This is a genomic window from Kitasatospora sp. NPDC094019 (assembly GCF_044764505.1).
Taxonomy (GTDB): Bacteria; Actinomycetota; Actinomycetes; order Streptomycetales; family Streptomycetaceae; genus Kitasatospora.
In genome coordinates, this window is record NZ_JBIWIF010000007.1 from 355,235 (window position 1) to 369,043 (window position 13,809).

Consider the following 13,809-nt stretch of genomic DNA (forward strand, 5'->3'; position numbering starts at 1 on the left):
CAGATTTTGAAATCTGTCAGTCGCTGTGTCATCGTTGACCCATGTCCACCACCCAGAACCCCCGCCAGCTCCCCCCGCGCACGCTCGGCGCCACCGGCCCGAAGGTCTCCCCCCTCGGCCTCGGCTGCATGGGCATGTCGGACCTCTACGGCCCCGCCGACGAGGCCGAGAGCATCGCGACCATCCACGCCGCCCTCGACGCCGGCCTCACCCTGCTCGACACCGGCGACTTCTACGGCATGGGCCACAACGAACTGCTGATCCACGAGGCGCTGCGCGGCCGCGACCGCGAGGACGTCCGGATCAGCGTGAAGTTCGGCGCCCAGCGCAGCCCGGACGGCCAGTGGCTCGGCTACGACGCCCGCCCGGCAGCGGTCAAGACCGCCCTCGCCTACACCCTGCGCCGCCTGCGCACCGACCACATCGACATCTACCGCCCGGCCCGGCTGGACCCGGTCGTCCCGGTCGAGGAGACCGTCGGCGCGATCGCCGAGCTGGTCCAGGCCGGCTACGTCCGCCACATCGGGCTCTCCGAGGTCGGCGCCGACACCCTGCGCCGCGCGGCCGCCGTCCACCCGATCAGTGACCTCCAGATCGAGTACTCGCTCATCTCCCGCTCCGTCGAGGCGGGGATCCTGCCCGTCGCCCGCGAGCTCGGCATCGGCGTGACCGCCTACGGCGTACTCTCTCGCGGCCTGCTCAGCGGCCACTGGCAGACCGGCCGGGAGCTGGCCGGCACCGACTTCCGCGGCCACAGCCCCCGCTTCCAGGGCGACAACCTCACCCACAACCTCCGGCTCGTCGACGCCCTGCGCGCGGTCGCCGCCGAACGGAACGCCACCGTCGCGCAGATCGCGATCGCCTGGGTCGCCTCCCGCGGCGAGGACATCGTCCCGCTGGTCGGCGCCCGCCGCCGCGACCGCCTCACCGAGGCCCTCGGCTCGCTCGACGTGGCCCTCACCGAGGCCGACCTCGCGGCCATCGAGGCGGCGGTCCCCGCCGGGTCCGCGGCCGGCGACAGGTACGCTGCCGCCCAGATGGCCCATCTCGACAGCGAGCACTGAGGCGCGGTCCCGGCCGTGCCGGAAGCCCGCTCCGGGCGGGGCCGTCGGCACCCGTACCAACCGCCGGACGCCCGGTGGCCCCACTCCCGGACGGCCGCCCACCGACCGGCCGTCCGCCCGCCGCACCCCGGCGGGCGGACGCCTCACCCGTAAGGACGTACCTCCCCGTGAGCACGGACAGCGCACTCACCGCCGAGCAGATCCTGAGCGCGACGGAGGACGTCCTCAGGCGCTTCGGCCCGGCGAAGGCCACCGTCGTCGACGTCGCCCGCACGCTCGGCGTCAGCCACGGCAGCGTCTACCGCTTCTTCCCGAGCAAGGCGGCGCTGCGCGAGGCCGTCACCGAACGCTGGCTCGCCCAGGCCCACGACGACCTGCGCCTCATCGCCACCGGTACCGGACCGGCCGCGGAGCGCCTGCACCGCTGGCTGAGCACCCTCTTCGCCGCCAAGCGCCGCAAGGCCCTCGACGACCCCCAGCTGTTCGCGACCTACATGACGCTGGTCGGCGAGAACAGCCACACGGTCGAGACCCACGTCGAAACGCTGATCGCCCAGATCGCCGGGATCGTCCGGGACGGCGCCGAGAGCGAGGAGTTCCACTCCGCCCCCGTGGAGTCGACCGCTCGTGCCGTGTTCGAGGCGACCGCCCACTTCCACAACCCCGCCCACGCGGGAAGTTGGTCCGACCCGGCCGCCGACGAGCGGTTCGAGGCCCTCTGGCGGCTCATCCTCGGCGGCCTGGCCGCCAGGGCCTGATGCGCTCAGGGCCCGGCTTCCCCGCGGCCCGACCTTCCTGCCCGGGGCACGGATCGGGGCGGGGCGGGGCTCCTCGCCCCGCCCCGCCCCGATCGCCGTCAGTTGCGGGAGTTGCCGAAGACGAGCCGGTAGAGGATCAGCAGCACCAGGGCGCCGCCGATCGCGGACGCCCAGGTCGCCAGGTCGAAGAAATGCGCCGCCACCGGCCGGTCCAGGAACTTCGCGGAGATCCATCCGCCGACGAAGGAACCGGCGACACCGATCAGAGTGGTCACCACCAGACCCCCCGGGTCCCGCCCCGGCAGCAGCAGCTTGGCCAGCGCCCCGGCCACCAGGCCCAGCACGATCCATGCGACGAAGCCCATGCGCCTACCGCCCTTCGAGCCGTACGACTGCCCCGTGCACGCCGTACTCCTTGGCAAGGACGCCGCGCCACCGCCGGGCGGTTCCGCGCCCGGCCCGTCCGCGCGCGAAGGCCCGCGGCCCGCGGTTCCCCGCTGGCGTGGCACCCTTCTCGGGACCCGACTGCCCCGGAATACTGCGGCCATGCGCATCCTGATCGCCACCGCCGGCTCACGGGGCGACGTCGCCCCCTTCACCGGACTCGGCGCCCGCCTCCGGGCGGCCGGCCATCAGGTGGCCCTCGCCACCCACACCACCTTCGCCGACTCCGTCCGCGCCTGCGGACTGGAGTTCCGCCCGCTGCCCGTCGACCCGCGCGCCGAACTCGCCTCCGCCCACGGCCAGCAACTCCTGCGAGCCGGTTCCGGACCGCTCGCCGTCCTCCGACTGGTCCGCCTCGCCCGCGCGTTCACGCCCGCCCTCGGCGCGGGGATCGCCGCCGCGGCCGAACCCGGCGCCGACCTCCTCCTCACCACCAGCACCACCGCCGACCTCGGCCAGGCCGTCGCCGAGGCTGCCGGCATCCCCAACATCGCCCTCCACCTCCAACCCCTTTCCCCCACCAGGGAGTTCGCCCCGGCCGTCACCGGCACCCGCTCCCTCGGCGGACCGGGCAACCTGCTCGCCGGCCACGCCGTCCAAGCCGCCGTCGACCGGCTCTTCGCTCCTGCCGTCCACGGACTCCGCCGCCAACTCGGCCTGCCCGCGAGCTCTGTGGCACGCGGCCGACGCAACCGCACCGTGCTGCACGGCTTCTCCCCACGAGTCGTCCCCCGCCCCGCCGACTGGCACCCGTCCCTCGGCGTCACCGGCTACTGGTGGCCCCGCACCGACCCGGACTGGCAACCCCCGCCCCGCCTCCTGGACTTCCTCGCCGCCGGACCGCCACCCGTGTACATCGGCTTCGGCAGCCTCGTCGTCCCAGACCCCGAACGGCTCACCGCCACCGTTCTCGCCGCCGCCCGCGCCGCCCGCGTCCGCGTCGTCGTCCAGTCCGGCTGGAGCGGCCTCACCACCCCCGACGACAACGACGACGCCCTCACCATCGGCGACACCCCGCACGACTGGCTCTTCCCCCGCATGGCCGCCACCGTCCACCACGCCGGCGCCGGCACCACCGCCGCCACCCTCCGCGCCGGCACCCCCACCATCCCCGTCCCCGCCCAACTCGACGCGCCCTTCTGGTCCGCCCGCCTCACCCATCTGGGCACGTCCCCAGGCCCCATCCCCCTCCCCCGTCTCACCGCCCCCCGCCTCGCCACCGCCATCCGCCAGACCCTCGACAACCCCCACCACCGCACCCACGCCCACACCCTCGCCACCGCCCTCGCCACCGAGGACGGCCCCGCCCACGTCCTCGCCGTTATCGACCGCTTGTCCCTGTGACACCGGGCGCACCCCGTTCGTTGTCGAAGCACTCCCGTCGCTCGGTGCGGTGAATCCGGCGATACGTTCGGACGAGGCCCCGCACGTGCGGGGCCTCCCGCGAGCACGGCATCAACAGGAGGCAGCATGGGATACCGACCTGGTCGGCGACAGGTTCTCGGTGGAGTCGCGGCAGCCGCGGCGGTGACCGTCCTCTCCGGCGGAGGGCGGGCCTTCGCACAGGAGCCACGCTCACGGGGAGGCGAACTCGCCGATCGCTTGCGCGAGCTGGAGCGGGCGCACGCCGCCCGGCTGGGAGTCTTCGCCCAAGATGTCGTCACCGGACGGACGGTGGCGTACCGCGCGGACGAACTGTTCCCCATGTGCTCCACGTTCAAGACGCTCGCCGTGGGCGCGGTCCTGAGGGACCTCGACCGGGACGGCTCGTTCCTCGCCGAACGACGGCACTACACGGCAAAGGACGTGACGGAATCGAGCTACGCGCCGATCACGGGCCTGCCCGGGAACCTCGAAGCCGGCATGACGGTCGAGGAACTCTGTGCCGCCGCGATCCAGTACAGCGACAACGCCGCCGCCAACCTCCTCCTCCGCGAACTCGGCGGCCCCGAGGCGATCACCCGGTTCTGCCGCTCCGCCGGTGACCGCGTGACCCGGCTCGACCGCTGGGAACCCGCGCTGAACTCCGCGGAACCAGGCCGGTCCACGGACACGTCGAGCCCTCGCGCCATCGGCCTCACCGTCGCCCGGCTCACCGTCGGCAGGGCCCTCGACCCCTCCGACAGGCACCGCCTCACCGGATGGCTGCTCGGCAACACCACCGGCACCAACCGCCTGCGCGCCGGCCTGCCGACGACCTGGGCGATCGCCGAGAAGACCGGCACCGGCAGCTACGGCACCACCAACGACGTCGGAGTCACCTGGCCACCCGACGGAGGCCCGATCGCGGTGGCGGTCCTCTCCACCAAGACCACCCCCGACGCCCCGGCCGACGAACCCCTCCTCGCCGCGACCGCCAGGCTGATCGCCACCGCGCTGGCCTAGCCACCAGCACTCTCGCCTCGACCGTCACGGCCGGAAGAGAACCGTCATCGCGCGCACGCTTGGTCACTTGTCCCGATAGCCTGACACCGAGCCACACTCCCACCGGATTGCGAAGAATGCCCGAATCAAAAGAAGTTGCAAAAACCGCCACCCCCGCGTGACAACATCCCAGCTCAAGAACTCTGCTCCCCGCGCGTGCGGGGTTGGTCCCTCGACAGTCCAGTCGTAGGAGCCGACGGTCTCCTGCTCCCCGCGCGTGCGGGGTTGGTCCCCGCGGCGGCCGCGGCTCCAAAATCGAGATTCACTGCTCCCCGCGCGTGCGGGGTTGGTCCCGGGGCGGTCTTCTCCTGGATCACGAAGACGAACTGCTCCCCGCGCGTGCGGGGTTGGTCCCAGCAGGCCCAGCAGCGCGAAGCCGATCTTCTGCTGCTCCCCGCGCGTGCGGGGTTGGTCCCCGTGCCACGTCGTCCCGGTCGCCATGGGCGGCCAGCTCCCCGCGCATGCGGGGTTGGTCTTTCCTGGCAAATGGGTCCAATCCAGACACCATGCTTCGCCCCGCCCGCGCGAGGCTGATCTCCGCTGTTGCGTGCCTGCCACGCTGAACCGGTCGCGAGTGGCAGCGGTACAGCGGTTGGCGCTGAGGAATGATCTTCGCTCCCGGGGTGGCCCGGCCAGAACGGGCGCACGCTGGAGGTGTGGCTGAGGACCGGAACGCCGAGCTTGCCGCTCTCGCCCGCCAGGCCGTGGCAGCCGCGGGCGGGCCTGCGGCTGCTGGTCGAGCGGATGGGCGATCTCGGCTGGCGGATGCAGGACCACCACGACGAGGACCTGCTGAACATCGCCTCCGCCCTGCGCGGCACCGCGATCCTGATCGCCCTCGACACCGAGGACCTGGACCTGCACGAGGAAGTCACCGGGCGCCGGGTGCACGAGGTGCACGATGTCGCCGAGTGGCTCCGAGAGCACGGCGAAGGCGACGGCCGGCCGTTACCCTGCCGACCCGGGCCGGTTGCCCCGGCCGCCGGGGACGACCCGCAGGACGGGGCCGGCGGGAGCGAACTCGCCGAGGTCGAGAGCGGCGTCGCGCCAGTTGGCGATCAGTTGCAGCAGGCGGGCGGTGTCGTCGGGGAACGGCGGCGGCTCGGCGCCGGGGACGACGGGCTGCAGGATGGCCGCGGCGAGCCGGACGGCGTGCAGGACAGTGGTCCCGCGCGGGTCGATGCCGCCGGCGTGGCCGACGTGCCGCAGGGCGTCGAGGCGCTTCTCCAGCTCCAGCAGCATGTCGTAGACGGTGACCGAGCCGTGGGAGGACTGACACCCGGAGCCGGCCAGGGCGGAGACCACTTCGCCGCAGCCCCACCGCCCCCACCGGCCAGGCCGGGCATCCCGGAGGACTGAACCCCCGGACGGCCAGACTCGCCGGCTCGCCTCCCGGGAGAGGACCGGCCCGCGTTCCGTGACGACGGGCGGCCGGTCGGAGCCCGAGCCCGCTTCCGCTCCGCCCGCGCGGGACTCCGGGCCCCGCCCCCACCCCGGGCGGCAGCGGCGCGAGGTCCTGGGACGCCCTTCCGTCCCAGCTGTGATTCACGTCACTGCCGGCAGCTCGGTGCAGCACCCGGCCCCGTTCCGCCGTCATAGGGGCAGTGATCGGGACGGAACGAGGAGAGGAGGTCGGCGGGTGAGGTTTCGCAGGAGCGGTCCGGGCAACGGATTCACGGAGTTCGTCGCACAGCGGTCGGGAGCGTTGTTCCGCACCGCGTATGCGCTGACCGGTGACGTGCACGTGGCCGAGGATCTGGTGCAGGAGGCGCTGGAGCGGGCGTGCCGACACTGGCGGAAGGTCGCGGTGGCGGACTCGCCGGAGGCGTACGTGCGCAAAGTGCTGGTCAACCTGGCCAACGACCGCTGGCGGCGGCTGTCGCGCCTGGGCGAGCGCCCCGGGCTGTCGGGGGTGCCCGAGACGGCCGACCTCCGGGACCGGTTCGGGCAGGTGGATCTGCGCGCGGAACTGATCGAGGCACTGCTCGGGCTGCCGATGGGCATGCGCAGCGTGGTGGTCCTGTACTACCTGCACGATCTGGACGCCCGGCAGGTCGCCGACATCCTGGACATCTCTTCGAGTGCGGTGAGGTCCCAGCTCGCCCGCGGCCTGGCCAAGCTGCGCGATTCCGTATCGGGCGCCCGGGCGCCGCACACCCCGTCGGCCGCTTTCGGAGGTACGAAGTGAGGAACACGTCGTCCGGACCCGCCCCGTTCGAGCCGGGCCTCGAAGCCGAGCTGCGTGCCGCGGTGGCCTCCTTCGCCGACGGGCCGACGGCGCCGGTCGTCGACGCGGCCGCGATCGAGCGAGTCGTCAGCCGCAGCCGCACCCGCCGGGCGCTCTTCGGCACCGCCGCGGCGTGCTGCGCACTGGCGTGCGCCACGGTGGGGTTCTTCGCGCTGAAGCCCGTGCCGCTCGCGCCCGGCGCCTCCCCGTCCCTGTCCGCGCCCGGCGCTTCCCCGTCCCTGTCCGCGCCCGGCGCCTCCCCGTCCCTGTCCGCGCCGGCGAACGGGGCGTGCACCCCGCTCGCCACCGGCACCCCCAGGAGCGGAAGTGCCGATGCGACTCCGACACACGAGCGGGAGCAGACCGCGGGAGCGGGCATCGCGCTGCCGGACCTGGCCGGCATGCCGGTCGAACAGGCCGGAAGCCTGCTGCGCGGACTCGGACTGAGCTGCACGATCATGCGGCACACGGACTGGAACGCTCCCGCCGGGCAGGTGATCAGCAGTGCCCCCCGGGGCGGCGCAGAACCGGTGGCACCGGGCTCGTCCGTCCTCCTGCTGGTCTCGACGGGCAAACCCGGCGGATCCTGAGCGACCGGGTCCTTCGGCCCGCGCACCGGCGGACGGCGCCCCGTCCTGCCGGGCAGGGAAGCCACCCGCAGCGGGGGAACGGCTGCGGGTGGCGGGCTCCGATGCCGTCAGCCGCGCAGCTCGCTCGGCATCGTCTTCGGGTTGCGGAGGTCCTGCCCGAGGCGGCGGCCCCGACCGGCGCGGACGCGGGCCCGGCGCGCCGCGTCCGCGCAGGTCGTACCGGACGCCGGCGACCGGCGTCCGGTGGTGCTGACGCCCTATAGAGTTGAGTGGGCCCGGAGCGCGGTGCCGGGATTGCTCCCGGTCCGTTTCTGCGGACCCCTCGCCGAACCCGCCGTGCGTGTCTCCACGCAACGGGCTCTCCACGGAGACATCCGTCAGGCTGCGCCCTCTGTCCATCGGTTGGGGATTCGGGTCGCTCGCCATCGGTAGCGGGTCACGGGGACCTTGCCCATGTCGAACAGCTCGATTCCGCCCGCCGTGATCGGTAGCCACCGCCCGCTGAGGGCGGTGTGCTCCCGGCGGACATCCGTCCAGTTCCAGCGGTGCCGGGTGGAGAGCGTCCGGATCAGCCGCCACCACAAGAAGTGAGCGAGCGTCCCGAACCGGCTCTTCGCCACGGCATGCCGGAAGTAGGCGGTCCACCCTCGCGTGATCTGGTTGTGCCTGATCAGCAGGGACCGGAGATCGTGTTGCGATGTTCTGTGCGTCAGGGCACGGATCTTCGCCTTGAGGTCCTGAATGGGACGCTTGGCGATGAACGTGTAGAAATCGTCCGCGTAGCGGACGATCCTCCAGGTCGGCTTCCCAGGACGCGCTTGTCCTTCACCCGGGCGCGCACGCGGTCCATCAGGGCCACGTGGTCGATCCGGTCGGAGCACCCCTCGATGTCCGCATCCAGCACCCAGCGGTATCCGTGGGTGCCGAAGTGGTGGATCTCGGCGATCGCGTCCTGGGACCGCCTGCCCGGTCTACGAGTGCTGCCGCAATCGCGGATTCGGCCTTCGATCCGACCATGGAGTAATCACATGATGCCCAGCTCCCTGCCCTTCGGCCGCGGCCGTCACGGCGCGATGACCCTGCTCAGCCTGCTCGCCGTCTGCGTGACGGCCGGGGCGGGATCGAGTGCCCCGGCCGATGTCGGCGTCCGGCTCGTTGTCGTGGTGCTGGTTGCCGTGGTGGTTGTCGCGGCCGGTGCCGGGCGCGCACGTCGTCACCGGTCCCACCGGGCGCAGTGACGCCCTTGGTCCCACGGCGCCGGTAGTCGCCACTGCCCGCTCAGGGATCAGTGGACGAAGACGATCCGAAGCACCCCTCCACCGAATCAACGACCGTCGAAACGGCGGCGCTTGGAGGCTTTGCTCCAGCCGCTCGTGACCCCCTCCGGTGGCGGCCCGGCGCGGGGCGACGGCAACGGGCGGTCTGCCGGACGGTGGATCAGTGTGAGGCCCTCGTGGTCCACCGGTTGCCACCGGTGTTCGTGGGTCGCGAAGGCGAAGCCCTGCTCGGTGTCCGTGCTGTACGTGAGGACGGCCCGGCCCCGGCCTGATGACGATGCCGGTCAGGAGCACCTGTACCGGCTGGGGCAGCTTGACGTCCTTCACGGCGGAGAGCAGGGTGTCGGCCCCGAGCACCTCGGTGGACGCGTCGAGCAGCTCGAACTGCACGTCACGCCAGAGCTTTTCGCTTGTTCCGGGAGTGCGGATCAGGTCCTCGCGCAGTTCGAGGTCGTGCAACTGCCCGTGCCCCGGCGGCACCCCGTGGTGCCCGCCGGCCACCACCGCCCACTGCCCGGCGGCCCGGTGCTTCCATCCGCGCCGTTCCACCAGCCATTCCTGGATGATCAGTTGGCCGGCGGGACCGTGCGGGGCCAGCCGCCGGTCGTCGCCGTACTGCTTCGGGTCGCGCATCGCCAGCCCGGCCTGCCGCATCCTGGCGGCGAGTCCGTCGACCTGGCACGCGAACGCGGGTGTCGCCTTGCCCGTGTCGTGCGTGGTCGCCAGCCGCACCGCGAGCTCCCGGGCCGATCGCCGGCCGCCCCCGAGCGCCCCGGCGATCGACTCCCGCACGTTCCTCGGATGCCACCGGTCCCACAGCAGCCCGGCGACGGCCCCGCTGTCCGCCATGTGGCTCCACAGCGGCATCCATCCGGAGGTGCCTTCCTCGGACTTGGCCCAGACGGTGCGAGCGGCAGCGGACAGCCGCGCGTGCAGCTCTGGACCGACAGGCGTTCCAGTCACGCCGCCATTCAACAGGGCCTGCGGGTGCACACCGAGCGAACGACCGGGAGTGATCACATCTGATTGATATTGAATCGCTTCGGAGTTCGCTCGGGGCTCGCCCGGGGATTCACGTCGAGGGTCGCTCCGGGGAAGGCACCGGGGATCAGGGGGCCGCGGGTGCGGCCAGGGCGGGGACGATGTGGGTGCCGTAGGCGTCGATGGTGGGTTCGACGGCGTCGTGCATGGCGTAGACGGCGAACTGGTCGACGCCGAGGCCGCGGAGGTGTTCGAGGCGGGCGAGGTGGGTCTCGATCGGGCCGATGACGCAGAAGCGGTCGACGATCTCGTCGGGGACGAAGGCGGTGTCGGGGTTTCCGGCGCGGCCGTGGTGGCTGTAGTCGTAGCCCTGGCGGTCCTTGATGTAGGCGGTGAGGGCCTCGGGGACGAGGCCGGAGTGCTCGCCGTAGTGGCGGACCAGGTCGGCGACGTGGTTGCCGACCATGCCGCCGAACCAGCGGCACTGTTCGCGGGCGTGGGCGAGGGCGGCCGGGGAGTCGTCGGCGGTCACGTAGGCGGGGGCGGCGACGCAGACGGTGAGCGCGTCGGGGTCGCGGCCGGCCTCGGCGGCGGACCGGCGGACGGCCTTGACCATGTACTCGGCGAGGAAGGGGTCGGCGAGTTGGAGGATGAAGCCGTCCGCCTGACGGCCGGTCAGGTCCAGGGCCCTGGGTCCGTAGGCGCCCATCCAGATCGGCAACCGGGCGCCCTCGCCGACCCAGGGCAGGTGCATCTCGGTGCCGTCGACCTCGGCGGTCCGCCCTTCGGCCAGCTCCTTGACGGCGTACATGGCCTGGGAGAGCCGGTCGAGGGTGGCGGGCTTGCGACCGGCCACCCGCATCGCGGAGTCGCCGCGGCCGATCCCGCAGACGGTCCGGTTGCCGAACATGTCGTTGAGCGTGGCGAACAGGGAGGCGGTCACCTCCCAGGTGCGGGTGGAGGGATTGGTGACCATGGGACCCACGGTGAGGGTGCTGGTCTCGGCGAGGATCCGGCTGTAGACGACGAAGGGTTCCTGCCACAGCACGCAGGAGTCGAAGGTCCAGCCGTGGCTGAAGCCGGCCCGCTCGGCGCGGATCATGCGATCGATGAGCAGGCGGGCGGGCGGGTCGGTCTGCAGGACGAGGCCGATGTCCAAGGCGGGCTCCGGGAGTTGTGCGGATGTGCGGGCGGGAGGGGCGACCGGTGGCGGGCCCGGCCGGGCCGGTGGTTCAGCCGAGGTACTGGCAGGTGTCCCGGCGCAGGAAGGTGCCGTGCCCGGCCCGGCCCAGCCAGGTGCCCCGGTCGAGCACCACGGTGCCCCGCGAGAGCACGGTGCGGGCCCGACCGGTGAGGGTGCGCCCCTCGTACGCCGAGTAGTCGACGTTCATGTGGTGGGTCGCGGCGGAGACGGTCTGGACGGCGTTCGGGTCGTAGACGACGACGTCGGCGTCGGCCCCGGGGGCGAGGGTGCCCTTGCGCGGGTGCAGGCCGAACATCCGGGCCGGGGTGGTGCAGGCGATCTCGATCCAGCGGCGGCGGCTGATCCGTCCGTCGACCACGGCCTGGTGCAGGAGGTCCATCCGGTTCTCCACGCCGGGCAGGCCGTTGGGGATCTTCGAGAAGTCGCCGCGGCCGAGCTCCTTCTGGCCCGTGAAGCAGAACGGGCAGTGGTCGGTGGAGACCACCTGGAGGTCGTTGGTGCGCAGCCCGCGCCAGAGCGCCTCCTGGTGTTCACGGGGCCGCAGCGGCGTGCTGCACACGTACTTGGCGCCCTCGAAGCCGTCCGCGCCCTCCTCGGCGAGGTTGTCGGTGGAGAGGAAGAGGTACTGCGGACAGGTCTCGCCGAAGACCGGGAGGCCCTCGTCGCGGGCCCGGGCGAGTTCGGCGAGCGCGGAGGCGGCGGAGACGTGGACCACGTAGAGGGGGCTGCCGGCGACCTGCGCGAGCTTGATCGCCCGGTGGGTGGCCTCGGCCTCCAGCAGTTCGCGGCGGACTTCGCCGTGGTAGCGGGGCGCGGTGCGTCCGGCGGCGAGGGCCTGCTCGACGAGGACGTCGATGGCGATGCCGTTCTCGGCGTGCATCATGGTCAACCCGCCGTTGGCGGCCCCGCGTTGCATGGCGCGCAGGATGCGTCCGTCGTCGCTGTAGAAGACGCCCGGGTAGGCCATGAACAGCTTGAAGGAGGTGGACTCGCCGGAGTCGACGAGGGCGTCCATCTCCTTGAGGACGGCGTCGGTGACGTCGGAGACGATGGTGTGGAAGGCGTAGTCGATCGCGCAGTTGCCCTCGGCCTTGGCGTGCCAGGCGTCGAGACCCTCGCGCAGACTGCCGCCGACCGGCTGGACGGCGAAGTCGACGATGGTGGTGGTGCCGCCCCAGGCGGCGGCGCGGGTGCCGGTCTCGAAGGTGTCGGAGGCGTGGGTGCCGCCGAAGGGGAGTTCCATGTGGGTGTGGGCGTCGACGCCGCCGGGGACGACGTAGTGGCCGTCGGCGTCGATCACGGTGTCCGCGGTCCAGGAGAGGGCGGCCCCGCTGCCGGTGGCGGCGAGGGCGGCGATCCGTTCCCCCTCGATCAGGACGTCGGCGCGCAGTTCCTCGGTGGCGGTGACGACGAGGCCGCCGCGGATGGCGGTGCGCCCGGTCCGGGCGGTGGCCGAGCCGGTGACGGCCGAGCCGGTGGCGGACTCCGCGGCGGCCCGGCCGGCGGCGGGGGTGCTGCTCGGGGTGCTGGTCATGGTGTGCTGGTGCCCCTCTCCGTCACGCCTCGGTCAGTGGTCCGTACGCCTCCGGGCGGCGGTCGCGGTAGAACGCCCACTGCTGGCGGACTTCCTCGATGAGGTCGAGGTCGAGGTCGCGCACGACCAGCTCCTCCTCCTTGTCGGAGGCCACCTCGCCGACGAACCGGCCGCGCGGGTCGACGAAGTAGGAGGTGCCGTAGAAGTCGTTGTCGCCGTACTCCTCGGTGCCGACGCGGTTGATGGCGGCGACGTAGTAGGCGTTGGCGACGGCGGCGGCGGGCTGTTCGAGCTGCCACAGGTAGGCCGACAGGCTGCGGCTGGTGGCGGAGGGGTTGTAGACGATCTGCGCGCCGCCGAGGCCCAGGGCACGCCAGCCCTCGGGGAAGTGCCGGTCGTAGCAGATGTACACGCCGACCTTGCCGACGGCGGTGTCGAACACCGGCCAGCCGAGGTTGCCGGGCTTGAAGTAGTACTTCTCCCAGAAGCCCTTGACCTGCGGGATGTGGTGCTTGCGGTACTTGCCGAGGTAGCTGCCGTCGGCGTCGATCACGGCGGCGGTGTTGTAGTAGACCCCGGGCTGCTCCTCCTCGTAGACGGGGACGACCAGGACGAGGCCGAGCTCGCGGGCGAGTTCGCGCATCCGCCGGACGGTGGGGCCGTCGGGGACGGGCTCGGCCCAGCGGTAGTGCTCCTGGTCCTGCACCTGGCAGAAGTACGGGGCGTTGAAGACCTCCTGGAAGCCGAGGATCTTCGCGCCCTGGGCGGCCGCCTCGCGGGCGTAGCGCTCGTGGAGGGCGATCATGCTCTCCTGGTCGCCGGTCCAGCGGGTCTGGACGAGGGCGGCACGGACGATCTGCGACATGGGTACCTCCGCAACTCCGCGGCCCGTCCGGGGGCGGGCCCGCGGTCCGAGGGTCGGCGGGCGGTGCTGCCTGCGGTGGATGTCTACGTGCGTAGAAAGTTGGTGCGTCGACCGTAGGCCCGGCTTCGGTCGCCTGACAATACGTCCGACACAACGCGGCCCGGGCGATCTTGCCCGGCGGACACGCGGGGTCTCGTAGGTGGGATGAAACGGTCATCTACCCCGGGAGCGCACTCCTTACTCATTCGGGTGAATCCATGCTCGGGGTGGGGCGCAGCGGGGCAGGAAGGTGGTGACGCCCCTCCGGCCGCCGGTCCGCCGGTCCGCCGGATCGAGGTACCGGGGCGGGCGCGGGGCGCGGGGTGCGTCCCCGGGGTCGGGTGGTGGTGCGGTGGTGGAGAGGGGTGGGTCGTCGTGGCGGCCGAGGACGGGTCGGTGGGC

Annotated in this window: 12 protein-coding genes, 2 pseudogenes and 1 CRISPR repeat array; of the genes and pseudogenes, 7 read left to right on the forward strand and 7 right to left on the reverse strand. The window is 72.5% G+C overall.

Going from position 1 to position 13,809, the window contains the following annotated elements; translation table 11 throughout:
* The first annotated feature begins 41 nt into the window (after positions 1-41).
* Positions 42-1,064: an aldo/keto reductase gene (locus ACIQ9P_RS18780; protein WP_402356692.1), complete on the forward strand. Its 1,023-nt coding sequence runs from the start codon at positions 42-44 to the stop codon at positions 1,062-1,064.
* 167 nt (positions 1,065-1,231) lie between these two features.
* Complete coding sequence (locus ACIQ9P_RS18785; RefSeq protein WP_402356695.1) at positions 1,232-1,822, forward strand: TetR family transcriptional regulator; 591 nt, start codon at positions 1,232-1,234, stop codon at positions 1,820-1,822.
* A gap of 98 nt (positions 1,823-1,920) precedes the next feature.
* Here the strand turns inward: ACIQ9P_RS18785 and ACIQ9P_RS18790 are convergent, their stop codons facing one another.
* The gene (locus ACIQ9P_RS18790; protein ID WP_402356698.1) at positions 1,921-2,187 is read right to left on the reverse strand and encodes a GlsB/YeaQ/YmgE family stress response membrane protein; all 267 of its coding nucleotides are present in this window, start codon (positions 2,185-2,187) and stop codon (positions 1,921-1,923) included.
* A 181-nt stretch (positions 2,188-2,368) separates the two neighbouring features.
* Here ACIQ9P_RS18790 and ACIQ9P_RS18795 point away from each other — a divergent pair, with 181 nt between their 5' ends.
* From ACIQ9P_RS18795 to ACIQ9P_RS18815, 5 genes are all read left to right on the forward strand, one after another.
* A complete protein-coding gene (locus ACIQ9P_RS18795; protein ID WP_402356700.1) occupies positions 2,369-3,610 on the forward strand; it encodes a glycosyltransferase in 1,242 nt (413 codons plus the stop codon).
* A 126-nt stretch (positions 3,611-3,736) separates the two neighbouring features.
* Positions 3,737-4,651, forward strand: coding sequence for a class A beta-lactamase (gene bla / locus ACIQ9P_RS18800; protein WP_402356703.1), 915 nt, complete (start codon positions 3,737-3,739; stop codon positions 4,649-4,651).
* A 182-nt stretch (positions 4,652-4,833) separates the two neighbouring features.
* A CRISPR array of direct repeats spans positions 4,834-5,167; the repeat unit is 29 nt; unit sequence CTGCTCCCCGCGCGTGCGGGGTTGGTCCC.
* Between the two features lie 204 nt (positions 5,168-5,371).
* Entirely contained in the window at positions 5,372-6,049 is a 678-nt protein-coding gene (locus tag ACIQ9P_RS18805) for a hypothetical protein (RefSeq protein ID WP_402356706.1), read from the forward strand.
* 280 nt (positions 6,050-6,329) lie between these two features.
* Complete coding sequence (locus tag ACIQ9P_RS18810; RefSeq protein ID WP_402356709.1) at positions 6,330-6,878, forward strand: SigE family RNA polymerase sigma factor; 549 nt, start codon at positions 6,330-6,332, stop codon at positions 6,876-6,878.
* The gene (locus tag ACIQ9P_RS18815) at positions 6,875-7,507 is read left to right on the forward strand and encodes a PASTA domain-containing protein (RefSeq protein WP_402356712.1); all 633 of its coding nucleotides are present in this window, start codon (positions 6,875-6,877) and stop codon (positions 7,505-7,507) included. Before ACIQ9P_RS18810 ends, ACIQ9P_RS18815 begins: the two co-directional genes overlap by 4 nt.
* A gap of 377 nt (positions 7,508-7,884) precedes the next feature.
* Here the strand turns inward: ACIQ9P_RS18815 and ACIQ9P_RS18820 are convergent, their stop codons facing one another.
* The 6 genes and pseudogenes from ACIQ9P_RS18820 to ACIQ9P_RS18845 form a co-directional block, all read right to left on the reverse strand.
* Positions 7,885-8,388: a group II intron maturase-specific domain-containing protein gene (locus ACIQ9P_RS18820; protein ID WP_402356715.1), complete on the reverse strand. Its 504-nt coding sequence runs from the start codon at positions 8,386-8,388 to the stop codon at positions 7,885-7,887.
* Between the two features lie 443 nt (positions 8,389-8,831).
* Positions 8,832-9,005 (reverse strand): annotated as a pseudogene (locus tag ACIQ9P_RS18825) (type I-E CRISPR-associated endoribonuclease Cas2); the annotation flags it as partial.
* 109 nt (positions 9,006-9,114) lie between these two features.
* A pseudogene (locus ACIQ9P_RS18830) lies at positions 9,115-9,651 on the reverse strand (CRISPR-associated endonuclease Cas3''); the annotation flags it as partial.
* A gap of 241 nt (positions 9,652-9,892) precedes the next feature.
* The gene (locus tag ACIQ9P_RS18835; RefSeq protein ID WP_402356717.1) at positions 9,893-10,924 is read right to left on the reverse strand and encodes a TIGR03842 family LLM class F420-dependent oxidoreductase; all 1,032 of its coding nucleotides are present in this window, start codon (positions 10,922-10,924) and stop codon (positions 9,893-9,895) included.
* A gap of 73 nt (positions 10,925-10,997) precedes the next feature.
* Positions 10,998-12,503 carry a dihydropyrimidinase gene (hydA, locus tag ACIQ9P_RS18840; protein WP_402356720.1) on the reverse strand — a complete coding sequence of 502 codons (1,506 nt, stop codon included), beginning with the start codon at positions 12,501-12,503 and terminating at the stop codon, positions 10,998-11,000.
* A gap of 22 nt (positions 12,504-12,525) precedes the next feature.
* A complete protein-coding gene (locus ACIQ9P_RS18845) occupies positions 12,526-13,368 on the reverse strand; it encodes a nitrilase-related carbon-nitrogen hydrolase (protein ID WP_402356723.1) in 843 nt (280 codons plus the stop codon).
* Positions 13,369-13,809 lie beyond the last annotated feature (441 nt).